The 22,462-nt window shown below is 57.1% G+C and carries 30 protein-coding genes; 19 read left to right on the top strand and 11 right to left on the bottom strand.

Annotated features, from left to right (window positions below; translation table 11 throughout):
• The first annotated feature begins 157 nt into the window (after window positions 1-157).
• The 3 genes from NYR50_RS07530 (at window position 158) to NYR50_RS07520 (ending at window position 3,177) form a co-directional block, all read left to right on the top strand.
• A complete protein-coding gene (locus NYR50_RS07530) occupies window positions 158-1,420 on the top strand; it encodes a YcbK family protein (RefSeq protein WP_418135527.1) in 1,263 nt (420 codons plus the stop codon).
• Between the two features lie 132 nt (window positions 1,421-1,552).
• Window positions 1,553-2,296: a glycosyltransferase family 25 protein gene (locus NYR50_RS07525; protein WP_418135526.1), complete on the top strand. Its 744-nt coding sequence runs from the start codon at window positions 1,553-1,555 to the stop codon at window positions 2,294-2,296.
• A 323-nt stretch (window positions 2,297-2,619) separates the two neighbouring features.
• Window positions 2,620-3,177, top strand: a complete 558-nt coding sequence (locus NYR50_RS07520) for an ankyrin repeat domain-containing protein (RefSeq protein WP_418135525.1) — start codon at window positions 2,620-2,622, stop codon at window positions 3,175-3,177.
• 372 nt (window positions 3,178-3,549) lie between these two features.
• On the opposite strand, the gene NYR50_RS07515 is transcribed toward NYR50_RS07520, so the two are convergent.
• From NYR50_RS07515 to NYR50_RS07480, 8 genes are all read right to left on the bottom strand, one after another.
• Entirely contained in the window at window positions 3,550-4,599 is a 1,050-nt protein-coding gene (locus tag NYR50_RS07515) for a tyrosine-type recombinase/integrase (RefSeq protein ID WP_418135524.1), read from the bottom strand.
• Window positions 4,589-4,831 (bottom strand): helix-turn-helix transcriptional regulator, encoded by a 243-nt coding sequence (locus NYR50_RS07510; protein ID WP_418135523.1) that lies wholly within the window; start codon window positions 4,829-4,831, stop codon window positions 4,589-4,591. Before NYR50_RS07510 ends, NYR50_RS07515 begins: the two co-directional genes overlap by 11 nt.
• Window positions 4,815-5,600 carry a hypothetical protein gene (locus NYR50_RS07505; protein WP_418135522.1) on the bottom strand — a complete coding sequence of 262 codons (786 nt, stop codon included), beginning with the start codon at window positions 5,598-5,600 and terminating at the stop codon, window positions 4,815-4,817. The genes NYR50_RS07510 and NYR50_RS07505 overlap by 17 nt, the downstream gene beginning before the upstream one ends.
• Window positions 5,597-5,809, bottom strand: coding sequence for a hypothetical protein (locus NYR50_RS07500; protein WP_418135521.1), 213 nt, complete (start codon window positions 5,807-5,809; stop codon window positions 5,597-5,599). Before NYR50_RS07500 ends, NYR50_RS07505 begins: the two co-directional genes overlap by 4 nt.
• 375 nt (window positions 5,810-6,184) lie before the next feature.
• The gene (locus NYR50_RS07495; RefSeq protein ID WP_418135520.1) at window positions 6,185-6,319 is read right to left on the bottom strand and encodes a hypothetical protein; all 135 of its coding nucleotides are present in this window, start codon (window positions 6,317-6,319) and stop codon (window positions 6,185-6,187) included.
• Window positions 6,316-6,684 carry a hypothetical protein gene (locus NYR50_RS07490; protein WP_418135519.1) on the bottom strand — a complete coding sequence of 123 codons (369 nt, stop codon included), beginning with the start codon at window positions 6,682-6,684 and terminating at the stop codon, window positions 6,316-6,318. Before NYR50_RS07490 ends, NYR50_RS07495 begins: the two co-directional genes overlap by 4 nt.
• A gap of 105 nt (window positions 6,685-6,789) precedes the next feature.
• Window positions 6,790-7,578 (bottom strand): LexA family transcriptional regulator, encoded by a 789-nt coding sequence (locus NYR50_RS07485; protein WP_418135518.1) that lies wholly within the window; start codon window positions 7,576-7,578, stop codon window positions 6,790-6,792.
• Window positions 7,579-8,217: 639 nt separating this feature from the next.
• A complete protein-coding gene (locus NYR50_RS07480) occupies window positions 8,218-8,820 on the bottom strand; it encodes a hypothetical protein (protein WP_418135517.1) in 603 nt (200 codons plus the stop codon).
• A 103-nt stretch (window positions 8,821-8,923) separates the two neighbouring features.
• Between NYR50_RS07480 and NYR50_RS07475 the strand changes: the two genes are divergently transcribed.
• The 12 genes from NYR50_RS07475 (at window position 8,924) to NYR50_RS07420 (ending at window position 16,133) form a co-directional block, all read left to right on the top strand.
• Window positions 8,924-9,268, top strand: a complete 345-nt coding sequence (locus tag NYR50_RS07475; RefSeq protein ID WP_418135516.1) for a hypothetical protein — start codon at window positions 8,924-8,926, stop codon at window positions 9,266-9,268.
• On the top strand, window positions 9,265-9,513 hold the full coding sequence (locus tag NYR50_RS07470; RefSeq protein WP_418135515.1) for a hypothetical protein: 249 nt from the start codon (window positions 9,265-9,267) through the stop codon (window positions 9,511-9,513). The genes NYR50_RS07475 and NYR50_RS07470 overlap by 4 nt, the downstream gene beginning before the upstream one ends.
• Window positions 9,510-9,791, top strand: coding sequence for a hypothetical protein (locus NYR50_RS07465; protein WP_418135514.1), 282 nt, complete (start codon window positions 9,510-9,512; stop codon window positions 9,789-9,791). Before NYR50_RS07470 ends, NYR50_RS07465 begins: the two co-directional genes overlap by 4 nt.
• Window positions 9,791-10,780: a hypothetical protein gene (locus NYR50_RS07460; RefSeq protein WP_418135513.1), complete on the top strand. Its 990-nt coding sequence runs from the start codon at window positions 9,791-9,793 to the stop codon at window positions 10,778-10,780. The genes NYR50_RS07465 and NYR50_RS07460 overlap by 1 nt, the downstream gene beginning before the upstream one ends.
• 37 nt (window positions 10,781-10,817) lie before the next feature.
• On the top strand, window positions 10,818-11,018 hold the full coding sequence (locus NYR50_RS07455) for a hypothetical protein (RefSeq protein WP_418135512.1): 201 nt from the start codon (window positions 10,818-10,820) through the stop codon (window positions 11,016-11,018).
• On the top strand, window positions 11,018-11,245 hold the full coding sequence (locus NYR50_RS07450) for a hypothetical protein (RefSeq protein ID WP_418135511.1): 228 nt from the start codon (window positions 11,018-11,020) through the stop codon (window positions 11,243-11,245). Before NYR50_RS07455 ends, NYR50_RS07450 begins: the two co-directional genes overlap by 1 nt.
• An 89-nt stretch (window positions 11,246-11,334) precedes the next feature.
• On the top strand, window positions 11,335-12,141 hold the full coding sequence (locus NYR50_RS07445) for an ATP-binding protein (protein WP_418135510.1): 807 nt from the start codon (window positions 11,335-11,337) through the stop codon (window positions 12,139-12,141).
• Between the two features lie 187 nt (window positions 12,142-12,328).
• The gene (locus tag NYR50_RS07440) at window positions 12,329-12,886 is read left to right on the top strand and encodes a DUF669 domain-containing protein (RefSeq protein WP_418135509.1); all 558 of its coding nucleotides are present in this window, start codon (window positions 12,329-12,331) and stop codon (window positions 12,884-12,886) included.
• Between the two features lie 136 nt (window positions 12,887-13,022).
• Complete coding sequence (dnaN, locus tag NYR50_RS07435) at window positions 13,023-14,078, top strand: DNA polymerase III subunit beta (RefSeq protein WP_418135508.1); 1,056 nt, start codon at window positions 13,023-13,025, stop codon at window positions 14,076-14,078.
• Window positions 14,057-14,644, top strand: a complete 588-nt coding sequence (locus NYR50_RS07430) for an HNH endonuclease signature motif containing protein (RefSeq protein ID WP_418135507.1) — start codon at window positions 14,057-14,059, stop codon at window positions 14,642-14,644. Before dnaN ends, NYR50_RS07430 begins: the two co-directional genes overlap by 22 nt.
• Complete coding sequence (locus NYR50_RS07425) at window positions 14,644-15,573, top strand: oxidoreductase (RefSeq protein WP_418135506.1); 930 nt, start codon at window positions 14,644-14,646, stop codon at window positions 15,571-15,573. Before NYR50_RS07430 ends, NYR50_RS07425 begins: the two co-directional genes overlap by 1 nt.
• A gap of 23 nt (window positions 15,574-15,596) precedes the next feature.
• Window positions 15,597-16,133 (top strand): sigma-70 family RNA polymerase sigma factor, encoded by a 537-nt coding sequence (locus NYR50_RS07420; RefSeq protein ID WP_418135505.1) that lies wholly within the window; start codon window positions 15,597-15,599, stop codon window positions 16,131-16,133.
• Here the strand turns inward: NYR50_RS07420 and NYR50_RS07415 are convergent.
• Window positions 16,130-16,444 (bottom strand): hypothetical protein, encoded by a 315-nt coding sequence (locus NYR50_RS07415; protein WP_418135504.1) that lies wholly within the window; start codon window positions 16,442-16,444, stop codon window positions 16,130-16,132. The two genes, NYR50_RS07420 and NYR50_RS07415, sit on opposite strands and share 4 nt — an antisense overlap.
• Window positions 16,445-16,629: 185 nt before the next feature.
• Between NYR50_RS07415 and NYR50_RS07410 the strand changes: the two genes are divergently transcribed.
• Window positions 16,630-18,438 carry a DEAD/DEAH box helicase gene (locus NYR50_RS07410; RefSeq protein WP_418135502.1) on the top strand — a complete coding sequence of 603 codons (1,809 nt, stop codon included), beginning with the start codon at window positions 16,630-16,632 and terminating at the stop codon, window positions 18,436-18,438.
• A 30-nt stretch (window positions 18,439-18,468) separates the two neighbouring features.
• Here NYR50_RS07410 and NYR50_RS07405 read toward each other — a convergent pair whose 3' ends face one another.
• Window positions 18,469-18,891, bottom strand: a complete 423-nt coding sequence (locus NYR50_RS07405; protein ID WP_418135501.1) for a hypothetical protein — start codon at window positions 18,889-18,891, stop codon at window positions 18,469-18,471.
• 205 nt (window positions 18,892-19,096) lie between these two features.
• Between NYR50_RS07405 and NYR50_RS07400 the strand changes: the two genes are divergently transcribed.
• Complete coding sequence (locus NYR50_RS07400) at window positions 19,097-19,624, top strand: siphovirus Gp157 family protein (RefSeq protein WP_418135500.1); 528 nt, start codon at window positions 19,097-19,099, stop codon at window positions 19,622-19,624.
• Here the strand turns inward: NYR50_RS07400 and NYR50_RS07395 are convergent.
• Window positions 19,621-19,893, bottom strand: a complete 273-nt coding sequence (locus tag NYR50_RS07395) for a hypothetical protein (protein WP_112539695.1) — start codon at window positions 19,891-19,893, stop codon at window positions 19,621-19,623. The genes NYR50_RS07400 and NYR50_RS07395 overlap by 4 nt on opposite strands.
• Window positions 19,894-19,992: 99 nt before the next feature.
• Here NYR50_RS07395 and NYR50_RS07390 point away from each other — a divergent pair, with 99 nt between their 5' ends.
• Window positions 19,993-21,402, top strand: a complete 1,410-nt coding sequence (locus tag NYR50_RS07390) for a helicase (protein ID WP_418135499.1) — start codon at window positions 19,993-19,995, stop codon at window positions 21,400-21,402.
• Window positions 21,402-22,460 carry a DNA-methyltransferase gene (locus NYR50_RS07385; protein WP_418135498.1) on the top strand — a complete coding sequence of 353 codons (1,059 nt, stop codon included), beginning with the start codon at window positions 21,402-21,404 and terminating at the stop codon, window positions 22,458-22,460. Before NYR50_RS07390 ends, NYR50_RS07385 begins: the two co-directional genes overlap by 1 nt.
• The last annotated feature ends 2 nt before the right edge of the window (window positions 22,461-22,462 follow it).

The raw sequence follows: 22,462 nt of genomic DNA, 5'->3' as shown, positions 1-22,462 counted from the left end.
GGTTTTTTGAGCGAATAAGGGCGGTTTTTCGCGCACTTGCCTTGTCCCGCGGGGATGAGGCATAGTCCGCGAATCAAAAACGGCCTGTTCCGTTTCGGGGAAGCGCACGATTCCGTTGCCGTGCTGCTGGTGAAAATGCAAGATACGGAGGCCATCCATGAAAACTGCAGAGAATGCGAAAGGACGCCTTTCCTGTCAGCGTTTTGTCGTCGCGGTTTCGCTGCTCGGGCTTTCCGGTTGCGTTTCAGCGGTGACGGATGACGAGATGGCCGCCACGGCGAAGAAGCCGGAAATTGCCGCACAGCACAAGCCGCAGACAGCCGCCGCCGCCGTTGCTTCGCCGGCGACCGGCGCGCAGCCGGGGCATTATGTGGATCCCGCCGTCGCATCGGCGGCCGGCGTAAACAACGTTCCGGCCCAACACCAGGCGCCCGGTAGCCCCGCACAGGGTTATGGTGCAGCCGCCGATATAGGCGGACTGACGACGCAGCCGACGGCAATTTCCGCCGGGACGTCCAGCATCTATTCCACAGCGACGCATCCCGGTTCTGCAGCCGCTCAAGGCGTGGCCGCAGCCCAGGGCGGTTCCGCCCAGAAAATCATTCCCGCCGTCAGCAGTGTCTATTCCGCGCCGATACAGCCGACGCAGCCGCAGCCCGTTGCCGCGCCGGTCCCTGTTCCGGTAGCCGTTCAGGTGCCGCCGGAACAGCATAGCGAAAATCGTCAGCCCGCCGCCGTGCCGGTGCCGCAGCCGGAACAACGCGCGGCTGCGCAGCCTGCCACCAATGCCGCAGCGACGGGTGAGGGGCGAGAAGGCGAGGGCAAGAGCCTGACGCTTGCGGCATTTTTCGCCGGTGCCGCCAAGAAGCGTCTGCCAAAAATGATCGAAAGCGGCACGGCCGGCAATACTGAGGTCGCCGCCTTATCCGGAGCGGCTGACGGGTCTATGGGTATTGCGCTTTCCGGCCGCGCGATGATGTCCGAGGAATTCGACGACGCCCATCTCGATGAAGAGGATGACCAGCCGACCGGCCTGATGAAGCTCGCCTCCCTCTCGGGTCTCACCCGCGTTTCCCCGAACGGTCTTTTCCTGCAGACGGACCACGTCGAAGTCGGCTGTTTCAAGCCGGAACTGGTGCGGATGATCAAGGATGTGGAGCGTCACTATAACAGCCCGGCGATCGTCACCTCCGGTTATCGCCCGCCGAAGGGAATTCGGCAGGGCTCCAAGCACTATACCTGCGATGCCGCCGACATCCAGATCAAGGGTGTTTCCAAATGGGAACTCGCCGCCTATCTGCGTTCCCTGCCGGATCGTGGCGGCGTGGGCACCTATTGCCATACTGAGTCAGTGCATATGGATACCGGCGAAGCGCGTGACTGGAACTGGCGCTGCCGCCGAACCGCCCCGCGCAAATAATCCCGCTCGTTTTTTCGGCATTACGGCCACTCGGCGCATCTTCCGACAAGACTGGAGATCGCAGCCGCATGGACGGATGGCCCGGCTTGCTGTAGGAGGCGGTTCGTTCTGTCCCGCTTATGGTGCCTTCGAATGCAGCATGCCTCGACTTTCCCGATCTATATCGTTTCGATTGCTCGCGCACGGTCGCGGCTGGAGAAGATGCTGGAAGGCGCCTCCGGCCTCGGTCTCGACCTGCGGCCAGTAGAGGGGGTGGACGGCAAGACCATTTCCCCTGTCGGCTGGCGGGATTTCGACCGGCGCGGCTTCGAGCTGCGCAATGGCCGCCACGCCCTGCCGGTAGAATATGGCTGTTACGCCAGCCATATCAAAGCGCTTGAAATCTTCCTCGCGACCGATGCGCCTGTCGCCGTGATCGTCGAAGATGACGTCGCCTTCACGCCGGATTTCTCGGAACGGGTCAAGGCCATGGTTGCGGTGATGCCTGACGACGCGATCATAAAACTGACCAATCACCGTCGAAAGGGCTTCAAGGGCCGCAAAACCAGTGCCCTTGGTGATACGTTCGGCCGGTGCATCTATGGCCCGCAGGGCTCGTCTGCCTGCTACATCATCTCCCGCAGGGCTGCGGAGCGTTTCCTCAAGACGGCACGAAGGATGACGCTGCCCTTCGACCGGGCTCTTGAATGTGGCTGGGGTTATGGCACTGAGGTCTACATCACCGATAAGGATTTCCTGCCATTCGGCGACCCGGATACGCTGGTCGGCACGCGTGACGAATATAGGGGCAGCAAGTTTGCCCGTTTCAGTCGGGTTCCCGCCTATCTTTCCAGCTTTTACGACAATATCGCCCGGTACATCTACGCTTATCGGTAGGGATGGTCATCCAAAGGGCGGCAGGCCGCGACGTGGTGATATTACGAGCCACCCGCGTCAAAATGCCTGATGTTGCGTGAGGGAGTTTTGAGGTAATTCTCTTTTATCACAGAGTGTTAAATCAAAGTCTGGAAGTGTCCAAAATGTGGGATTTTTTCCCTTTAGTCTTCTTGCCGTTCAAGCTTATCGTGTTAGGCGTTGGCATGTTTTTCTCCATCAAGTGGCATCACGATCAAGCTAAAAACAAGTAGAACATGGGCGGACCGTGAGGCCCGCCGATCAGGGACTCCGTTATCGGGCGATACTCAACATTCTGGATCGCAATGCTACCGCGCTCGTTTCTCATCGTGCTGATGGTTTTTGGACTTTCCGCCGTGTCAGCGCCGGCGACGGATGCCGACAGGGTGGGTGCCTTCCACCACGCCATTCAGGTGGGCGATGTCCAAACCGTTCGAACCATGATTGCGGCTGACCCCAGTCTGGCAACGTCAAGAGACAAGTTCGGTTTCCAGCCGATCCATCTCATCGACATATACCCCGAAGAGCAGGTGCTCGACCTTCTGCTTAAAAATGGTGGCGACATCAACGCGGCGAACGACGAAGGCGTGACCATTCTCCATATCATCACCGATCCAGACACCGTTTCCCTGCTTGTCAGGCGCGGTGCGAATATCGATGCCCGCGATGAGAAGGGATGGACGCCATTGATCATGCAGGCGAATAATCAGCAGAACGGCCCTGATGTGGTGGCTGCGCTTCTCGCCCAAGGGGCAGATCCGAATGCCGAGGGCTCCGCTGGCGAAACTGCTCTCTCATTTGCAAAACAAACTGGCGACACGGCTCTTGTCCGTATGCTGATCGCAAGTGGTGCAAAGAAGTAGCGGTGGTTGTTTAAGGGTGTCCTGCGCCGCCGCCACAAGGAAGCGAGGCTATGCGTCACGTCGGTGACAGAAATGTCCGCAGAACCGACAGGAGCATTCGATGCGACACATATGTGAGGATGATCTCACCGGCGTGAAGGGTATTTTCAACGGATAAGTGATTGATTCCGTTGGTGAGAGCGCAGGGATTCGAACCCTGGACCTACTGATTAAAAGTCAGTCTTTTATGTAATGTTTTTAAAGCGCTTAATTTCAAACTGCATCTTGTAACGTACATCGAGTTTCAAAGACTTACAGTAAGTCTGCAAACTGAAAAAGCGACTGAATAATTCAGTCGCCTTACAGTAAGGTTACATTCAGGGTTGCGTCAAGCTACTTCTTTTGCCCCTGATAATCCTCCAGCTTGGCAATTGCTTGCTCGGCGAGTTCAGCTCGTCCGCCCAGATAGTGAGCGTCAAGGATAGCGTCGACATCGCGTAGGCTGTGGCCGGTGATGGACGCGATTTGGCTGTTGTTGCATCCTGCCATGGCCAGACGGGTCACAGCCGTTCCGCGAAGGTCATGGAAGGTCAGATCCTCGATACCAGCCTTTGCTTTTGTTTTTTGGAACGATGTGTCGAAGCCATCCGACGTCCACGGGATTTTCTTTCTCGTGTTGGTGAGAATCACCGTCGACCGTCGCGGCATCGCGTCCAAAATCTGTTTCAGTTCGTTGCCGCAAGGGATTTTTACGCGTGCGCCGGTCTTGCTCTGCTTAACCTTGATGGTCTTGCCGTCGTAGTCGCTCCATGGGGCAACCAGCAGGTCGCCTTTCCGCTGACCTGTCCACAGGGCGAAGATAACTGCAGCCTTTATCTCTTTCGTCGCAACGGCGAACAGCTTCTGCAAGTGATCTTCGGTCCAGATGTTTTCGGTGCGGTCGGCGGAATAAAGGCGGCCGCCTTTCTCCGCAATGTTCACTGACAGCTTGCCGCGGTCCTTGCCGAAGGAAAGGATGCGGGCAAGGGTGGTCCACGCATAATCCGCTGTGCGAGGCCTGTCCGCCATGCTGTCGCGCCACTTCTTGAGCTCGCCTCGGTAGCGCGGATCCTGAAGCATGAAGAATGGTGCCTTGCCGAACTTCTGTCGAATTAGATCGAGGTACCGGTCATATTCTCGGCGTGTCTTGTCTGCTTTCGATAAGAACTCGGTCGACGCCCTATATTCGGTGATGAGGGCTCCCAACGTTTCGCTTGGGTCAACGTGGCGATCCTTCGTCGCGTCCGAAAACGCCTTGATCAACATGGGATCGCCCGGCTGCATTGGCTCGCCGCTCTTTGTTTTGAGAAGCGGACCGCCGCGCCAGGCGTAGCAGTAATAGATGGTCTTGCCGCTCGCGAGGGTCTTTTTGACCTTCATCAGCCCTTTGAGCTTAACTCGCATTTTCCCTCATCCATTTCTCATATGGGTCTTCATTGTCATTGACCGCCAAGCCGCTCAATTCGTCAAGGCGAGCATCGATCGCCTTTTTGTCCCATTTTCTGGTGCCGGCGATCGGCTGCGGCATCTTGAGAGTGGCCACCCACGTCGAGAACGTGGACTCGGCTATGCCAAGATATTCTGCAGCTTCTCTTCTGCCCATGAGGCGAGGGGCGTTGTCATTGGCTGGTGACATCGGTGGCCTCCTGCTTCGCGGGTGCTGCGGCGAGCATCGCGCGATACACCCAAAACAGCCGCATGGCTTTAGGCGGTACATGATCAACGTCACGGCATTCAGGTGGCGGCTCTTTGCCGAGTCGTTTGCAATGAGCTATGAGGGCCGCTTCCGTTGGCCGAGCGAAGTCCAGCCACATCATCAGGTGCCGTGCAGCATCTTCCATTTCTGCTGTCGGTTCCACCGGCACAAGCTGCCACCCCGCCACGTCCTGCACCTGTGCGGAGAGGGCGATATCTATGCAGGTCAGGCAGACATAACCGCCCATTCTGTCTACGCGCAGAGGGGTATGCTTTTTCAAGCCGCACTTGGCGCAATTCGTTTCTTGCACCTGTGCGGAGAGGGCGGAGCGGCCACGATGACCGGCGATGAAGTTCGCGTATTTCACGGCCTCCTTGATGCGCCAGAGATCAATGTCAGGGTTCGCCTTCCGATCAACGTTGTATTTGACCTCTGCCCATTCCTCGTCTGTCATCTCGCGTGGGATCACATAGACGGTGTCGAAGTCCAAAGCCTTCACGGCCAAGGATGGCGCAGGAGGTTTGGCGTAGAGGGGCGAACGTCCTTCCTCCTCGCCGCCAAGTGTTACGCTTCGCAGATGGTTTCCCCAGCCGTTATTGCCCGACACCATTTCGAGATATCGCAGTTCTTGCTGGTTAATCCACGCCACTGGCTCCGCAGCGGACAGGGCAGTCTTAGACACTGCCGTAGCGATACCCCCCACGCTCATCTTCTCCTCCCATTATCATTCGCCGCGACGAGAGCACGAAGCTTGGAGGCAATGACGCGATTGCGGCCGCCCTTCCTGCGCTCGTGCCATTTGGCGACAGCCATGAGAACGGTAGTCGGTGCGGTTTCAGATGAAAGGTTGGCTACGACTTCAAGGCCGTCGCCGGCATAAGGGGCAGGGGTGTAGGTGTTGTCGCGTCTTCTGGACATGATTGTCTCCTCGGGTGTGGTGTGGTGGTGGGTGGTGTGCTGTGGTTACTTGGTGGGGGATTGGAGTGCGGCGCGAACCTCGCAACCTAACTCTGTGATCTCAGTCGTCGGTATCCGCCACCCGTCATCGCAGGTTGGCGGCAAATCCTTCAAAAGTCCCAATAATCTCAGGCCATCACGAACTGCGGACCAGTCGTGCGTGGTAGACCAAGTTTGCTGGCCGTCTTTCATGCCGCGCATCTGATCGGACAGAAGCGGCATGTTCTTGACGGAGCGGTCCCACGCCTTGATCCCTTACATCGCCGTCTCAAATGTTGGCGGGTCAAAGATTCCCATTTCCCTATCCCTTGTCTGAAGCCCTATGCGGGGCGGGTGTCAGTAAGCCCAGATCAGCACTGCGGCTATGAAGAGCGACAAAGCCAGAAAACTGGCTATGTCCCGCAACAGGTCGGCATGCTCTTCGGTGATGATCTGCTGAACTGTCGGCTTCTCAACAGCAGCTGCGCTCATTCGCCAGCCTCCAGCGCCTCGACGCTGCCGATGCGAACGAACACTTCAAAGGTGCCGCCGTGCTCAGAGTGCAGGCGGGCGGCTTCGACCAGTGCGGAATCATAGGAGGGATGCTCGAAGGGCCACATGCAGGGACGAATGCGTCCAGTGCTGTCACCACGGCGGAATACGAAGTGGCCACCGCCGACTTCCTCGCCGTTGCGCGGCTTCTTGGGGAAGCGGCGCATGTATTCGTATTTCGTCTTGGGCTTGCCGTGCTTCTTGGCCTTGTGGTCCGGGCGCTTCATTGGCTCATCGGACTGGGCAGTCGCGCCGTGTGCGGCTACAGAGATATTGTCGAACTCTTCTGGACGCGGTCTGTACATGGTCTGTCTCCTTTTGTGGTGGCCAGCTTGGTTTGCTGGGTACAAGAGGAGATATAGACCTACAAACTTTTATCGTCAATCACAAAGTTTGTTAATTTGTGTTTTTTAGTATTTTCCGGCCAGTACGATCGGGTGAGTCGTGAGAACCTCGTTGACGTCAAACTGGATCTCGATTGGTGGATTGTACTGCCGGAGAACCAGGTTGTTGCCCTGCCGGCCGACGTATTCTTTGACGTAGCCCCAAGGGGGAGAGCCATCGTCTTCTATAGGTTTGAGTTGCACAATCACGTCGTCGCCTCGACGAGCTGGCTTACCTGGGTGGACCCACACGGTCTCGCCAGCCTTAAAGCGAGGATACATCGACTCGCCATCAATATAGACCGCATAGGCTCCCGCCACGTTCTCTAGAGACGGAGGGCAGACAACATAGTCGATCACGCTACCATTAAATATGTAACGGCCATCTTCACCGCCGACAGCCATGCCAAGAACGGGGAGCATTTTGTTGGTTGTTACAATCTGTTGGCGGGGGGCAACGGTGGCGTTTGGCGCCTGCCGAGTGGGCCGCAGCAGAGGGATCCGATCATCGAAATCGGGGACTTCGTCTTCAGTGTGTGGCATTTTTCGAAAGCCCAGATCTCGTACCCATGCCTCCGCGGGGAGATCGGGTCCAGCATCCCTTCGAACCGCCAACATAATTGAGTCTAGTTCTATTTCTCGCAGACCAAGAGCACGCGCCGCCGCCTTCCAATAGGAAGGTTTGATAACATCCCCATTCAACCAGTTGCTGATGTTCTGCTGGCTGGTGCCAACGACCCGAGCGAGCTCGCTTGCGTTGCCGTCAAATTTTTCACGAAGTTTTTCATTGAGCAGGCGGGTGAGGGCCGTTTCCATTTCCTTGATCCCTGATTTCTACAATCAATTATCAAAAATAACGCATTCACACAAACAAACTTATTGACCTTAAATTTGTTTGTGTTAGTTTGTGAATCAACAGCGGCCACACAAGAAGCCGACAGGGCAAGAGACCCGAAAGACGAACCTGCAGCATGAAAGGGAATGCGCATGTTTAAGGATTGCGAAAGAAGACGATCGACGACCCAAGCGCTGATCGGCATGAGCGCCATGATGGCGAGAAGAAGATGGGAGCATGAGGTTCCCGACCGCAGAAGAAGATGGCGGCCAGTGACCGGGCCGCCGTAAGCGCCAGCAACCGACTGGCGATAACAAAACCAATAATGCCAGAAGGGGAGACTACTATGAGAAAGACCGCAAACAATGACTTCGAAAACTTAACGCCGGTGGAGCATGAAGCTCTGCCGGCGTTGTCGTGCATGCAGCAGAAAACGAAAAGGGGCGTAATGAGCCGGCACCACCCGTAACTCCGCCCCTTCTCCGTACTGACACGCTGAGGAGACCTTCGCCGTAAGGCGGGATCAAAGCGCGTGTTCCATATCCGCCACCACAGCGGACAGCCAATCTCCTACACAAATTTGTAGGAATTGTCAAGCGGCATTGCGGGCGGCCAACCTGTTATGCCGTAACCACCCGCTCCGAAAGGACGATGACATGAACAGCTTCCACGTTTTTCACTTCAAGCTGCGATCCGTCGTAGCGGCTAAGCTGAACCGCACCGTTGCTCATTCCTTCGAATCGCCCGATCCAGGCGAAGCCGCCCGAATGCGCAAGCACGTCGTCACCGACGGCGGGCCATCGGGCAGGGTCAAGCCAGGCTTTCACGCCAACGTGGAAGACAGGCTCCATAACCTTGGTATCGATGACGATGGCGTAACGGCCTTCTGGGATACGCTTGCGACCGTCATTGATGGGTTCAAACTTGAACTTGCCAGCCTTGCGGTCGGATATCTTGCCGTAGGTGCGGGCAACTGTAATGGGCGTGATGGAGGGGGAGGTTTCGGACGCCTCGCGAGCCATCTCTGCCACGTCATCTTCGGAGACACCCAGGAAGGCGGCAATCGCCGGGAATTGCCTAGGTCTTGGAATGACGCCGGCCTTCCAGGTGCTGTAGGTCTGCTGCGGCACGCCTAGTTCTTCGTAGACAGCGCGATCCTTTACGGCTCTCCGCTTCTGTTCTTTCAGTATCGATTGCAGGAGGCGCGACTTAACTTCAGGCATGCATCCACCTTGGTGAAATCTTGACAAATTTGTAAAAACAGTTTAGTTTCACAACCCTGTCGCTTTGTCAACCACAAGGCGGCCACCACCCAGAGGAGACGACATGACGCTTATCACCAGCACTATGCTGGCGGATATGCACGCGCGCCGTGAAAACGGTGAGAGCGTCGCAGATATCGCCGCCAGATACAACGTCAAGCCCATGGCCGCATACCAGCGGCTGCGGCGCACATACGGCCTGCAGAAGCAGCGCGCCTTCATCCCGGCCAACGACAACAACCCTGACCGCGTGACGCACTTGGCGCCGCACAACGGCGGTTGCTCTACGCTATCCGGCCTCATGCCAGTTTCGCTGCCGCGCGTCGCTGCGAACGACAACATCGACGATGCTGACTTGCAGGCTGGGCAGGCGGTCAATGACTACGCACTGCGTGGGGTGGCGGCATGACCCGGCAAGAGGACTGCACGTACCTGTATTTCAAGGAGAGCGGGAAGTGGAAATACGAAGGCCGCGGGTTCTTTCCTACGGCTGACGTTTTCACCATCCGGCGCGAGCACATCGTCGCTGAGAACGGCGGCATGCCAGGTATCAGCACTCTTGGTGATGATATGTTTGTAATCATCATCCCTGACGACAATTGCGCTCATCCTTTCGCATATCCGCGGATGATCAAGCCGGAGGGTCTCGAATGACCTGCGACTGCGAATTCTTCAATTTCGGCGATCCGGTCCGCAACCGGCAAAATCCTCATCTGACCGGCGTCGTCATCGGCGACCGCAACTGGGGCAGCGAGTATCAGGTGCGCCTTGCCGACGGCGCCTCGACGATCTGGTGGCACGGCTTCGAGATCGAGCACGATCAGGAAGGCCACCCGCCGGCGAAAGAGGATGACGACACCAACGTCATCAAGGTCGACTTCACACAACGGCGCGCAATGACCGCCGAGACAACAACGGAAGGAGCAGCGTGATGGGTGAGTTTAAGAAGGGTGACGAAGTTAGACTGATCAAGTCTGAAGATTACAACGGGCACGGTCGATACGGGAAGACCGGAGAGATCGGCACAGTCATCCGGTACGACGCCATTGACCACACGTACTATGTGGATTTCACTGAATCTGGACAGTGGTGGGCGAAGGCCTCGAACCTCGAACCTTCTGCCGCCACCCTCAGGATCGAGGCCGGCAAGTTCTACAAGACGCGCGACGGCCGGAAGGTCGGGCCGGTTCGCCTCAAAGTCACATATGGTTCAGACGGTCCGTACCGGATTGACGGTTCGTGGAACTATCTTGAAAATGGCCTCGTTGGCTCGATTTCGAACGGTGATCACAAAGACGACCTCATCTCCGAATGGATCGACGAGCCTCTGGCGAAGGCCAGCAACGACAACAGCGAGACGCTGGGCGGGATCCTTCAAGATTGCATCGGCAAGACCTTCACATTCAAGATCAAACAGCCGAAGTTCAAGGTCGGCGATCGGGTCGAGATCACGGCAAACGATAACTACCGCGTCAACTTCGTCGGGAGTTTTGGAACCATCAAAACAGCGCCGACGAATGCCGCGGCGGGGTTCAGGGTGGAACTGGATGACGGTCGAGAGTTCCCGTTTTGGCCAAGCGAGATGACGGTTCGACATTCATCAGCTCCACCCACCACCACCATCGTCGCCCTCATCGAAAACGGCCATCCAAAGCCGTCGTCTACGCCGCACGTTCACGCGTCCACCGGCGCGGCCGAGAAGGAAGCCAAGCGCCTTGCGGCAAAATACAAAGGCAAGCAGTTCGGCGTGTTTACGCTGACCACGACGCATGAAGAAGCCGCGCCGGTCTATGACCACAAGTGGCAGAACATGGCGGCGCTGGGCCTCAAGATCGACGCGATCAAGGAGCTGCGGGCTGTCGCTGGCCTTGACCTCTTGTCGGCAAAGCGAGCTGTCGAAGCTTTCGAGCAAGCAGCCTAACCAGCCGCACTTCACCACATCATTGAGGAGACTTTTTATGAAGGATTCTTTCGCAATCCTCGGCGCGACGCTGATCACGCTCGTGCCGCTCAGCGCTGTTGTCGCCGCGGTCGCCGCTTGGGTGACGCACGTCTATGTCTGTATTCAGGCAAGTGCGTGGATCCTGCTGGCCTTTGGTTGCGTCGTCGCACCTGTCGGCATCATCCATGGCGTAGGTGTTTGGTTGGGAGCGTTCTGATGACGTCCCCTTGGTTCACCGAATCCATCACCGCACCACCGCTCGATCACGTGCCGGTCACGCCTACGCCGCGCAAATACGTTTGTCGTGGCCTGAAGCGCGGTGCAATCGCCGCCGTTACAGCAGCAGCGGCCATAGGCCTGATTACGCTGTTTCCGTTCGCAGTCGTTGCGATTGTCGTGCTTGGCTCCTTCTGGTGGCTGTTTTGCCGTCTGTTCGCGCGCTGATCACTCATTGGCGGTGGCTCATTGTCTTTGCAGCCGCCGCCTACATCGCCGCCATCATTTTCACCGCACCACCACACTGAGGAGGCTTAATGTCAGTCTTTGACAAGCTGAGATCGAGCAAGCGCAAAACACCGCCTGTTCTCGCCATTTATGGCATCGGGGGCATCGGCAAGACCACGCTCGCCGGGGAGTTCCCCAATCCGATCTATTTGCACACCGTCGGCGAAGAAACGCCGGTTGATCTCGACGTTCCGTCGATTGAGATCGAAAACTTCAACGAGATGATGGATGCTTTCGAGCACCTTCTCACCGAAGAACACACCTTCAAGACTGTCATCATCGATAGCTTGGATGCGTTCGAAAAGATGGTCTGGACTTTTACCTGTGCGCGCATGGGCTGGGACACCATCGACAGCAACGACAAGGGCTCTCCGACCGCCTTTGGTAAAGGCTACCTGGAAGCTGATAACGACTGGCTTGAGTACATGTCGGCCATTCGTGCCCTGTCCCGCGCTGGCGTCCACGTCGTCCAGATCCTGCACAGCAAGGTCAAGTCGTTCAACGATCCTCTCGTCGACGCCTACGACCGGTATCGGCCAAAGCTGCAGGATCGCGCCACCGACATCATCATGGAAAAGAGCGACGCGCTCCTGTTCATGAGCAAGCGCACCTCGGTCAAACAGATCGACAAAGGGTTCGGCAAGAAAGAGGCGAAAGCCGAGGGCATGTCTGGCTCTGAACGCGTCATCTTCACCGATGAGCGCGCAGGCTTCCTAGCAAAGAACCGCCTCAACATGCCGCCGTCCATCCCGTTCAAGAAAGGCAAAGGCTTCGCCGAGCTATCGAAGTACTTCTACACGGCGCACGCGGCTGTCGAGGAAGAGGAGGCGGCATGACCATGTTCCGCGGTGAATCGTGGTTCGCGTGGCATCCCGTAAAGGCTCGCACGCGCTCCGGCCAGTTGATCTGGGTCTGGCTTACTCATGTCTGGCGCGACCAGGTATCGACGCAATTCGGTAGCGGACCTTTCCGCTACTACCTCCGCTAACCACCACACCACACCACACCACAAGGAGACTACGCATGGCAGGACTTGGTCAAAGATTTGATGCGACCGCACACGACACACAGCAGAACGACTACGCCGAACTTCCAAACGGCATTTACAAACTCGAGATCGAGGCGAGCGACGTCGGCCCCACGAAGGCAGGCAACGGCACCATTCTCAAGACGACGATGGTCGTCATCGAGCCCGAAAGCCTCAAGGGCCGCAAACTCTTCACGACCTACAATCTCGAAAATTCCAACCCTCAAGCCCAGGAGATCGGACAGAAGCAGTTCGCCAGCCTCTGCCGCGCTGTTGGTGTTTCGGCAGTTGAGGACAGTGAAGAGCTTCACTTCCTCGCGTTCACGGCAAAGGTCGGCCTCGGAAAGGCGCAAAATGGCTACGCCGCACGCGCCGAAATCAAGCGGTACTTCTTCGAAGACGAAGGCAACGTACCGGCGCCGGCGATCGACGCTAACCAGCCTGCGCCTCAGCCAGCCGCAGCCAACGACAACCGCCGCACCGCAGCCACCAACGACAACAAGCCTGCCGCTGCGGCTGCCGGCACGACGCGCCGGCCCTGGGGTGCAAAATAATGGGCTGCCCTGACGCATTCGCAAGTGCCGCTGGTGCAGCCGCCTTCGCGGTCTGCTGGTGGGCTATTTTCCGCTAACCCACACCAACGCGGGCTGCCTCACCAGCGGCCCGCTAACCACAATTGAGGAGACACCCATGCACCTTGTCATCCACAAGGAAGACCTGACGCGTGCGCTTGCGGCCACAACGAAGGTCGTCGAGGCAAGATCCACCATTCCCATCCTGTCGAGCGTGCAAGTTGCGGCCGCAGGTGAGGGCCTTGCGATCACTGCAACTGACCTCGACATTATCGCCACCGCAGGCGTGCCTGCTGAGGTCGGCAAGCCAGGCAACATCTGCGTCAGCGCGAAGCTGCTCAACGACATCGCACGCAAGGCAACCGGCGACATCACCATGACACTGGATGGTGACAAGCTTCTGGTGAAGTCCGGACGGTCGCGCTTTTCTCTTGCCACGCTGTCAGCAGGTGACTTCCCAACGCTCGGCGACGACAAGTTCGACGCTGAATTCGAGATCGATCTGGCAGGATTGTTCGCGCCAGTGTCGTTCGCCATTTCGACCGAGGAAACGCGCTATTTTCTTCAGGGTGTTTTCATTCACAGCCACGAAGGTGACATTGTAGCGGTAGCAACAGATGGTCATCGCCTCGCCTTGAATGCCCTGCCGCTAGATACGCAGTTTCCTTCGGTTATCGTGCCACGCAAAACGGTGGCCCTTCTGCCAAAGGGCAAAGTGCAGGTGTCGATCAGCCTGCAGAAAATCCGCATCGTCTCTGATGATGTGCGTATCACGTCAAAGCTGATTGACGGAACATTCCCAGATTATCGGCGAGTAATGCCTGCATGTAACACCAAGGTAGTTACTTTTGATCGTGACGCCTTGATGAAGGCATCGGATCGCGTTTCGACCGTCTCATCTGAAAAGGGACGTGCGGTGAAATTCTCTGTCACCCCTGGTGGCATTTCTCTCTCCGTTAGGTCCGAAGCCGGTGATGCCATCGATGAGATCGAGGCAGAGTACTCAAGCGAACCAGTCGAAATCGGGTTCAACGCTGCGTACGTTCGTGACATGCTCAATGCTATTCCCGCTGGCATTACAACGCTTGCCCTTGCAGACGGTGCCTCGCCGGCTCTCGTTAAGTCATCGTCCGCGCCAAACTGGACTGGCGTATGCATGCCAATGCGTGTGTAGCCGTGAAGATCACCATTGATTACCTGCGTCTTCGGTTCCGATACGATTCTGAGACGGGAAAGTTGTTCTGGCGAAATGCTACGCCAGAGCACTTTAAACTTCATCGCACATACTTGGCTTGGAACAAGCGCTTCGCTCAAAAGGAGGTTGGGGCGCTTCTGAACACCGGGTACTTATACGTAAACATAAAAAAGAATGTGATGCTCGTACACCGCATCATCTTCGCGATGGTTTACGGGTATTGGCCGAAACAAGTCGATCATATCAACCATGATAGGACCGATAACAGGATCAAAAACCTAAGGGCCGCAGATTCCGTTTCTAACGGTCAAAACATCTCGCTGCCGAGCGACAACACTAGCGGACGTATTGGTGTCTATTGGTTTCGACAGAGAAACATCTGGTACGCGCGAATAAAGTGCGGCGGGAAAAACCACCATCTAGGTTACTTCGCTGACAAGGCAGACGCGATAGCCGCTAGGGAGGCCGCTGAGCTTCGCTTTGGGTTTCATCCAAACCACGGACTTGTCGCCAACGACAATGTTAACCTGTTGGAGACCGCATAATGGCCCCGCTACCACGCGCCGAATCCAGCACGGTCAGAGCCATTTACGCAGCCTACGAGGCTGCAGCATCATCATGGGATAGCCTCGGGATATCCGTCGGCGAAGCCAACAATCCATGCGATCGCGCGCTCTGGTATGCATTTCGATGGGCATCGCCACTCGAAAAGCATCACGGCCGCCAGCTGCGCCTGTTCGAAACCGGCAACATCGAAGAAGATCGGCTTGTTGCCGACCTTGAGCGCATCGGCGTCGATGTCTACGGGCAGCAGGACAAGATCAGGCTGGTGCAGGGCCACGTGCGCGGCAAGTGCGACGGCAAGGCCATTGGCGTTGTTGAGGCACCAAAGACTGAGCATTTGCTTGAGTTTAAATCAAGCAATGCCAAGGGCATGAAGCTGATTATTAAGGAAGGCTGCAAAGATGCGAAGCCACTCCACTACGGCCAGTGCCAGTTGGGAATGCATGCGTTCGGTCTGTCGCGCTGCCTCTACCTCGTCAGCTGCAAAGATGACGACACGCTTTATGCCGAGCGCATCGAATACGATCCGGAGTTCTGCCTACGCCTGCTGGCGCGATTGGAGCGCGTCATCAATTCGTCTGAGCCGCCATCCCGTATCAACGAGGCAGCAGACTGGTTTGAGTGCACCTTCTGCAAGCACAAGCCTGCCTGCAAGGAGGGCGCATGGCCCCGCGTCACGTGCCGGTCGTGCATCCACTCTTCACCGGAGATGGGCGGCGATGGTCATTGGTCATGCGCGCGATGGGCAAAGCCGATCTCGTTCGACGAGCAGAAGGAAGGCTGCCCTACGCATCTGACGATCCCGGCCCTCGTGCCCGGCGAGCAGACGGATTGCGACGAGGAAGCCGAGACGATCACTTATGTGCTGCGAGACGGCACGACATGGATTGATGGCGCCACCAACGCCTAACGACACCACACGAGGAGACCAATATGCCGCCTGTAGCACGCACGCCACTTGTTGCTGCCAACGATAACAATCCGCGCAGTCCCGAGTTCGACCGCAAGCTGTTGGCCTACGAGCCGGCATTGCGAAGACTGGCGCGAAAGATCACCAAGAACGACGACGCTGCTGACGAGCTGTTTCAGTCGGCGATGGTCGTCATGTTGCGCCGTCATCGCGAATGCCGCCTTGAGACCTTTTGGACCTGGGCCGTCCTTTGCGTTCGAGGCACTGCACAGGAATTCGTCCGCACCAATTCCACGAAGTCGCGCTCTGCGGAGGTCTGCAGCCTCTCGGCGTTCGAAGAACTGCCGGGTTTTACTGATCCTCACCAGGAGGAGGGCACCGACCTATCGCGAGTTGTTTCCCTGCTGGAAGGCCGAAACGGCACGATGCTGATGCGCCGGGCTATGGGAGAGACGCTGGAGGCCATTGGCAACGACCACGGGCTCACCAGAGAGCGTGTCCGCCAGATTGTCAACGAAGAGCGGGCGAGGGTTCTTGGGCTGCTGCGGGAGGCGGGTTAGTCTAAGACGTCGAATCCGGCCGAAGCGAAAGCAACGCGATCATCCTTTGAGCCGTGCATCCGGTAGCCAATTCGAAACCCGAGCACGAAGGCGCCCTGCTTGTTTTTATCGGGAAAACTCACGTTGAAAATACTGGTGTTGACTGCCGGCATATCGCTCGAGAACCTACCGGGTAAGCGGAATGGCACATCGAATACGTACTCGCGCTTCCCCTCGATAATCACGTCGTAGAGGGCCGCGATGATGTCACGGACCTCTTCAGCTCCGCGGTGGACTACCACCCAATCAGGGTACTCAAGCGTAATGCTCATGACATAGAGCGGCAACCTGTTGTGGTTGACAATCTCGATCGCGACGCGGTGGCGATAGTTCCTACCGTCGTCTGGCAACTGATAGGCGCTGAATACTGGCTCAACGTCACCCAGGACCGCGTCCGCCTGTCGTTTTGCATGGCGGGCTGACGAAAAAGCAAAAGCAGCCGCGAGAATAGCGGCCAGTGCAGACCACCCTGCAATCCAATCGTTTATCTCAAGGTCTGGAATCTCGTATGCTCCAACTGCGCCACTACCAAGAAGAAGCAGAGAACGCCGTTTTCGACTATTGGTCAACGACGGCCGGCAATCCGCTCGTTGATCTTGCGACCGGCTGCGGCAAGTCGCTGCTTATGGCTTCGCTCATCAAGAGGCTGGTTGAAGGCTGGCCGGACATGCGCATACTTGTCGCTACCCATGTCGCCGAACTGATCGAGCAAAATTACCTCGAGCTGCTTGGCATCTGGCCTTTTGCGCCAGCGGGGATCTTCTCTGCTGGCCTTGGTCGCCGTGATGCTCGCAGCCAGATCATCTTTGCGGGCATTCAGACCGTGCACAGCAAAGCCGCGCTCATCGGGCATATCGACGTGCTGATGGTGGACGAGTGCCATTTGATCCCTGCCAACAGCAATACGATGTACGGCCGCTTTATCGCGGCGCTGCGTGCCATCAATCCAGACATGAAGATCCTGGGGCTCACCGCCACACCTTACCGGCTGGACACCGGGCGGCTGGATGAGGGCGACGATCGTCTGTTCGACCAGATCGTGTACACCTACGGGATCGCTGATGGTGTTGCCGACGGATATCTTGCACCGCTTTCGTCCAAGGCTACTGCCACGACGTTCGACATGAAGGGCGTCGGAAGGCAGGGTGGCGACTACAAGCAGTCAGCGTTGCAGGCCGCTGTGGACAAAATGGATGTCACGCGTTCTGCTGTTGATGAGATCGTTGCCAAAGGCGACGACCGCAAGTCGTGGCTTTGCTTCTGCTCGGGTGTCGAGCACGCCGAGCACGTTCGTGATGAGATCCGTTCGCGAGGCATCTCATGCGAGATGATCAGCGGCGAAACGCCAAAGGACGAACGCAGGCGCATCATCGAAGACTTCAAGTCCTACAAGATCCGCGCGCTGACCAACAACTCTGTCCTTACCACCGGCTTCAATCACAAGGGTGTCGACCTAATCGCTGCATTGCGTCCAACGTTGTCAGTTTCGCTGTACGTGCAGATGATGGGCCGCGGCACGCGCGTCATATATGCGCCCGGCATGCCGTTGGACACGCCTCAGGATCGCATTGCGGCGATCAAGGCAGGTCCGAAACCATCGTGCCTGGTGCTGGACTTCGCCGGTCTCGTCGACAAGCACGGGCCGGTCGACATGGTGCAGCCAAAGACGCCCAACAAGGGCGACGGCGAAGCTCCGGTCAAGGTTTGCCCCTTTGACGTCGAGGACAAGAATGGACGCTTCGGCTGTGGCGAAAAGGTGCACGCCTCCGCGCGTACCTGCTCTTGCTGCGGGTATGAGTTCGACATCGACGACAGTCCGAAGATCACAGCGACCGCAGCAGACACGCCGATCATGTCAACGGCAGAGCCAGAACCCCGAATAGTCACCTCACGCAACTTCTACTTCCATGAAGGCAAAGGCGACAAACCGCCGTCGGTAAAGGTCAGCTACATGTCCGGCATGACCGCGATCAATGAGTGGATCTGCCCTCAGCACCAAGGCTTCCCGAAGTCCAAGGCAGATCGCTACTGGCGCGCGCATGGTGGCAAGATGCCGTTTCCGCGCACGGTCATGGAGTGGATCGAGCGTCAGTCGGAGCTGGCAGACACGGTGGAGATCACGGTCAAGCCGCGCCAGAAATACTGGGACGTTGTGGGCCATGTCGTCGGTGCGTCCAACGACAATCGTGTGTCACCGGCGAATGACAATGCGCCTGTTGAAGAGGAAGATTGGCGGGTGTTGATGGACGATGACGTGCCTTTTTAGGGAAAGGCGGGGCTGGGCCCCGCCATGTAATCAAATGATGCCTCGATAGTCGATCGATACAAGAACAACCCCAGACTTCACGTCATATTGAGCATTTACGATGACCCCTTCTTTTTTAAGGGATGCTATCGCCTGCTGCACACCCGCAGAATTCACAACTTGAGGCGCGACCGTTGAGTTCATCTTGAAGTCAATATCATTGAGTGGATATTGTTTTGGTACAGATGAACCAACGTCTCGATAGATCACCGCTTTATCGTGATAACAGCCGACGGTTGCCACCCTCAATCCGCCGATATTGTCGAGGTGGAGCTCAATAATTTTCTGCACATTTTCTTCGGAAAGCAGACGGCAAACTGATTCCTCAGCCGTCTGAAGCAGTTGCTTCATCAACGCAGCATGATTGCCATCCGCAGCTTGAGCAGACGCTGAGGCGTCCTTTTCTTTCTCCATAATTTTGTTCTTCAGATTGTCCCTAAGCCCCAATTTAGTCTCCTGTAGTTGCTTGCAAAAAATACGTAGGAGAAGTTGTGGATCTTTTCAACTTCGCGCACCTAATAAAAATCTCGCTCAATGGAAAACTTGACAAATTTGTAAAAACGGTTTAGCTTCAAACTCTGCGCCACACCAATGGCGTCACCACATTGAGGAGATACGAATGAGCGAGAGAAGATCCGCCAACGACAACTATTTGGCCGCCGACGTCGCCAACCTCGAAGCGCTTTTCGCCGATATGCTTGCGGCTTATCCCGAGCTCGATGCGGACGAAGAACTCCGCGCTGATATGCTGGAAGGCGAGACCAACTTCCACGCCGTCCTCACACGTATCGTGAACTCGGAAAGGGACGCCGACAGCCTGGCAAAGGCCGTGGCCGGTCGTATCTCCGATCTGCAGGCGCGAAAGTCACGTGCCGAGCGCCGCAAAGAGGCGATGCGCGGCCTCATGTTCAAGCTGCTCAAAACCGCTGGCGTGCCGCGCGTGCCGCTGGCCGAGGCGACGATTTCGATCGGCAAGAAGGCTGCGACTGTTGAGATCGTGGATGAGGCGTTGCTGCCCACCTACGTCGTGAAAATCACCACCGCGCCGGACAAGAAGGCGATTGCCGAACTTCTCAAGGCTGGCACAGACGTGCCAGGGGCAAAGATGGGTGAGGCGGGCGAGCAGCTGTCGGTGAGGGTGGCTTAGTCTTGCGGTTTCGACTTCGCCAGAGCTTTTCCGAAAGCCTGGATGGCGGCATCTCTATTGGCCTCAATCATCAACGACGCTAGAAGAGCGAAGTCACTGTTGTGAATGAAGACGGCAAGCTTCTCTCTTTTGGCCGCTGTTCCCATGTCGAAACTCAACGCGAAACCCATGTCTTTTGCCCCGGTTCCGGGATTATGGCATTCAGCGTCTATCTCTTGCGTGGCGCCGCTACCGCCTCTGCGATAAACATTTGACTTCTTGAGTAACATGCGACCTCCGTAAATTAGAGACATAAGTACCACATCACCCGCCGCGCCACCAACGCGGCGTCCCGCTTCGGCGGGAACACCACAGTCTGAGGAGACAATATGAACATGAACGTTGCGCCATGTGCGCAAGCGGACGCCTATGCTGCGTTCTTGGCGAGAAAGGCCATCCTAGACCCGCCAACGGGTCTGACCGAGATTCCAGATCTTCCATCGGTGCTGTTCCCGTTTCAGCGCGACATCGTGACATGGGCGCTCAAGCGTGGCCGTGCTGCGCTCTTCGCTGGTACTGGCCTTGGTAAGAGCTTCATGGAGCTTGCTTGGGGGCAAGCCGTCAGTGCGTCGACACAAGGCGATATACTTCACTTCGCGCCGCTCGCCGTTGCGGCTCAGATGGTTCGTGAGGCCGAGAAGTTCGGCATCCCCGCCAGACACGTGCGCGCGCATTCAGACGTCGGCCCAGGCATCAACGTCACGAATTATCAGAAGATCGATGCTTTCGATCTATCGCAGTTTTCTGGCGTCATTCTCGACGAGAGCAGCATTCTGAAATCCGAGACAGGTCATTACCGCAATGAACTCGTCGAGGCGTGCCACGACATACCGTTCCGGCTGGCAGCGACTGCTACGCCGGCGCCAAATGATTTCATGGAGCTCGGAAACCACGCTGAGTTTCTCGGCATCATGTCCTACTCCGACATGCTCGCGACGTTCTTCACGCACGACGGCGGAGAGACACAGAAGTGGCGGCTGAAAGGTCACGCAGAGAACGACTTCTGGCGATGGATGGCGTCATGGGCCGTCATGCTGCGCAAGCCTTCCGATCTTGGCTACGACGACGGCGCCTATCTCTTGCCGGCACTCCATCAGATGCATCACACGGTTACCGCTCCCATGTCGACTGACGATCTCGTTGGTGGCCGTGCGTCTACGCTCCAAGAGCGCATCAAGGCTCGCCGAGACAGCGTAGAGGATCGCGTAGCGTTCGCGGCAGCGATGACGCCACCTGACAGGCCTTTCGTGTGGTGGTGCAACCTCAACGCCGAGAGCGAGGCATTGACCAAGGCTATTCCCGGCGCGGTCGAAGTGCGCGGTTCAGACAAGGAAGAGGTGAAGGAGCGCAAGCTGATCGATTTCAGCGAAGGTCGCATCCGCGTTCTGGTCACCAAGCCTTCAATCGCTGGGTTCGGCATGAACTGGCAGCACTGCGCAGACACTGGCTTCGTCGGCCTCAACGATAGCTTCGAGCAAATCTATCAGGCCGTTCGCCGCTTCTACCGCTTCGGCCAACTTAACGAAGTCTCGGCCCACTTTATCGCCGCGGAGACGGAGGGAGCTGTGGTTGCCAACCTCAAACGCAAGGAGGCTGACGCCGACCGCATGGCCGCGGCGATGGTGCTCCACACTGCCAACATCACCAAGCAGGCGATCAACGCACAAGCGCGTGAAAAGGCCAGCTACGACCCAAAGATACCGATGCAAATCCCATCATGGCTAGGAGGTGCCGCATAATGACGAACGCACAGAACACTGCGGCACTGACAGCTGACATCAACGCCGTAAATCAAGTGATCACCGACAACTACGCCATTTATGAGGGGGATTCGTGCGAGCTCATTCGCGCCATCCCTGGCGACAGCGTGCATTTCGGCATCCATTCTCCGCCATTCGAAGGCCTCTACAAGTTTTCGAGCTTTGACCGCGACATCAGCAACAATGAGGGCGGCGCGTTCTGGGAGCACTACGCGTTCCTTATCCAGGAACTGTTGCGCGTCACAAAACCGGGACGCATTCATAGCGTTCACTGCATGCAGCTGCCGACGAGCAAGAGACGCAACGGCTTCATCGGCATGCGCGATTTCCGAGGCGAGATCATCCGCGCATACGAGGACGCCGGCTGGATCTTCCATTCCGAAGTCTGCATCTGGAAAGACCCGGTCGTCGCCCAGCAACGTACCAAATCCATTCGCCTGCTGCACAAGCAGATCACGAAGGATAGCTGCATCAGCGGGCAGGGACTTGCCGACTACATCGTTTCGTTCCGCAAGCCGGGTGACAATCTGGTGCCGGTCGATGGCATGTTTGACATGTGGGTGGGAGACCAAAGTCTGGACATCAGCCGCGAGGCCTATGACCGCCATGCCGCAGAGACAATTGCCGATGGTCGCACGCCATGGAGTTTCGAGCAGTGGCGCTCCGTATTTGTCTGGCAGCGCTACGCATCGCCGGTTTGGAGTGACATTCGCCAGACACGCACGCTGCAATACCGATCGGCGCGCGATGAGCAGGACGAACAGCATATCTCGCCTCTGCAACTGGACGTGATCGAACGCTGCATTGATCTCTGGAGCTTGCCCGGTGAGACGGTACTTACGCCGTTTCTTGGGATCGGGAGCGAGGTATATTCTGCCGTCGAAATGGGCCGCAAGGGTGTCGGCTTCGAGCTCAAGCCTTCATACTTCCGTCAGGCGGTGAAAAACATCGCGTCGTTGGGTACGAACGAACAGCCGGTGGCTGATCTGTTCGCTGCCGCCAATGACAATCATGCTTTTTCCAAGGCGGCAGCATGACC

This window comes from Agrobacterium sp. El2ro-1b, assembly GCF_048298475.1.
GTDB lineage: Bacteria > Pseudomonadota > Alphaproteobacteria > Rhizobiales > Rhizobiaceae > Agrobacterium > Agrobacterium fabrum.
The sequence above is the reverse complement of the archived record's forward strand: the minus strand, read 5'-3'. Positions and strand labels throughout refer to the sequence as shown.

Coding starts and splice junctions, on each gene's coding strand:
- NYR50_RS07505 (WP_418135522.1), bottom strand. CDS start 5,600: ATGAGCGTGGGGGGTATCGCTACGGCAGTGTCTAAGACTGCCCTGTCC.
- NYR50_RS07395 (WP_112539695.1), bottom strand. CDS start 19,893: ATGTTACTCAAGAAGTCAAATGTTTATCGCAGAGGCGGTAGCGGCGCC.
- NYR50_RS07465 (WP_418135514.1), top strand. CDS start 9,510: ATGACCTGCGACTGCGAATTCTTCAATTTCGGCGATCCGGTCCGCAAC.
- NYR50_RS07490 (WP_418135519.1), bottom strand. CDS start 6,684: ATGTACAGACCGCGTCCAGAAGAGTTCGACAATATCTCTGTAGCCGCA.
- dnaN (WP_418135508.1), top strand. CDS start 13,023: ATGCACCTTGTCATCCACAAGGAAGACCTGACGCGTGCGCTTGCGGCC.
- NYR50_RS07400 (WP_418135500.1), top strand. CDS start 19,097: ATGAGCGAGAGAAGATCCGCCAACGACAACTATTTGGCCGCCGACGTC.
- NYR50_RS07525 (WP_418135526.1), top strand. CDS start 1,553: ATGCAGCATGCCTCGACTTTCCCGATCTATATCGTTTCGATTGCTCGC.
- NYR50_RS07485 (WP_418135518.1), bottom strand. CDS start 7,578: ATGGAAACGGCCCTCACCCGCCTGCTCAATGAAAAACTTCGTGAAAAA.
- NYR50_RS07510 (WP_418135523.1), bottom strand. CDS start 4,831: ATGTCACCAGCCAATGACAACGCCCCTCGCCTCATGGGCAGAAGAGAA.
- NYR50_RS07420 (WP_418135505.1), top strand. CDS start 15,597: ATGCCGCCTGTAGCACGCACGCCACTTGTTGCTGCCAACGATAACAAT.
- NYR50_RS07405 (WP_418135501.1), bottom strand. CDS start 18,891: ATGGAGAAAGAAAAGGACGCCTCAGCGTCTGCTCAAGCTGCGGATGGC.
- NYR50_RS07390 (WP_418135499.1), top strand. CDS start 19,993: ATGAACATGAACGTTGCGCCATGTGCGCAAGCGGACGCCTATGCTGCG.
- NYR50_RS07470 (WP_418135515.1), top strand. CDS start 9,265: ATGACCCGGCAAGAGGACTGCACGTACCTGTATTTCAAGGAGAGCGGG.
- NYR50_RS07440 (WP_418135509.1), top strand. CDS start 12,329: ATGGCAGGACTTGGTCAAAGATTTGATGCGACCGCACACGACACACAG.
- NYR50_RS07415 (WP_418135504.1), bottom strand. CDS start 16,444: ATGAGCATTACGCTTGAGTACCCTGATTGGGTGGTAGTCCACCGCGGA.
- NYR50_RS07495 (WP_418135520.1), bottom strand. CDS start 6,319: ATGAGCGCAGCTGCTGTTGAGAAGCCGACAGTTCAGCAGATCATCACC.
- NYR50_RS07455 (WP_418135512.1), top strand. CDS start 10,818: ATGAAGGATTCTTTCGCAATCCTCGGCGCGACGCTGATCACGCTCGTG.
- NYR50_RS07500 (WP_418135521.1), bottom strand. CDS start 5,809: ATGTCCAGAAGACGCGACAACACCTACACCCCTGCCCCTTATGCCGGC.
- NYR50_RS07425 (WP_418135506.1), top strand. CDS start 14,644: ATGGCCCCGCTACCACGCGCCGAATCCAGCACGGTCAGAGCCATTTAC.
- NYR50_RS07475 (WP_418135516.1), top strand. CDS start 8,924: ATGACGCTTATCACCAGCACTATGCTGGCGGATATGCACGCGCGCCGT.
- NYR50_RS07430 (WP_418135507.1), top strand. CDS start 14,057: ATGCATGCCAATGCGTGTGTAGCCGTGAAGATCACCATTGATTACCTG.
- NYR50_RS07450 (WP_418135511.1), top strand. CDS start 11,018: ATGACGTCCCCTTGGTTCACCGAATCCATCACCGCACCACCGCTCGAT.
- NYR50_RS07460 (WP_418135513.1), top strand. CDS start 9,791: ATGGGTGAGTTTAAGAAGGGTGACGAAGTTAGACTGATCAAGTCTGAA.
- NYR50_RS07520 (WP_418135525.1), top strand. CDS start 2,620: ATGCTACCGCGCTCGTTTCTCATCGTGCTGATGGTTTTTGGACTTTCC.
- NYR50_RS07530 (WP_418135527.1), top strand. CDS start 158: ATGAAAACTGCAGAGAATGCGAAAGGACGCCTTTCCTGTCAGCGTTTT.
- NYR50_RS07515 (WP_418135524.1), bottom strand. CDS start 4,599: ATGCGAGTTAAGCTCAAAGGGCTGATGAAGGTCAAAAAGACCCTCGCG.
- NYR50_RS07445 (WP_418135510.1), top strand. CDS start 11,335: ATGTCAGTCTTTGACAAGCTGAGATCGAGCAAGCGCAAAACACCGCCT.
- NYR50_RS07480 (WP_418135517.1), bottom strand. CDS start 8,820: ATGCCTGAAGTTAAGTCGCGCCTCCTGCAATCGATACTGAAAGAACAG.
- NYR50_RS07385 (WP_418135498.1), top strand. CDS start 21,402: ATGACGAACGCACAGAACACTGCGGCACTGACAGCTGACATCAACGCC.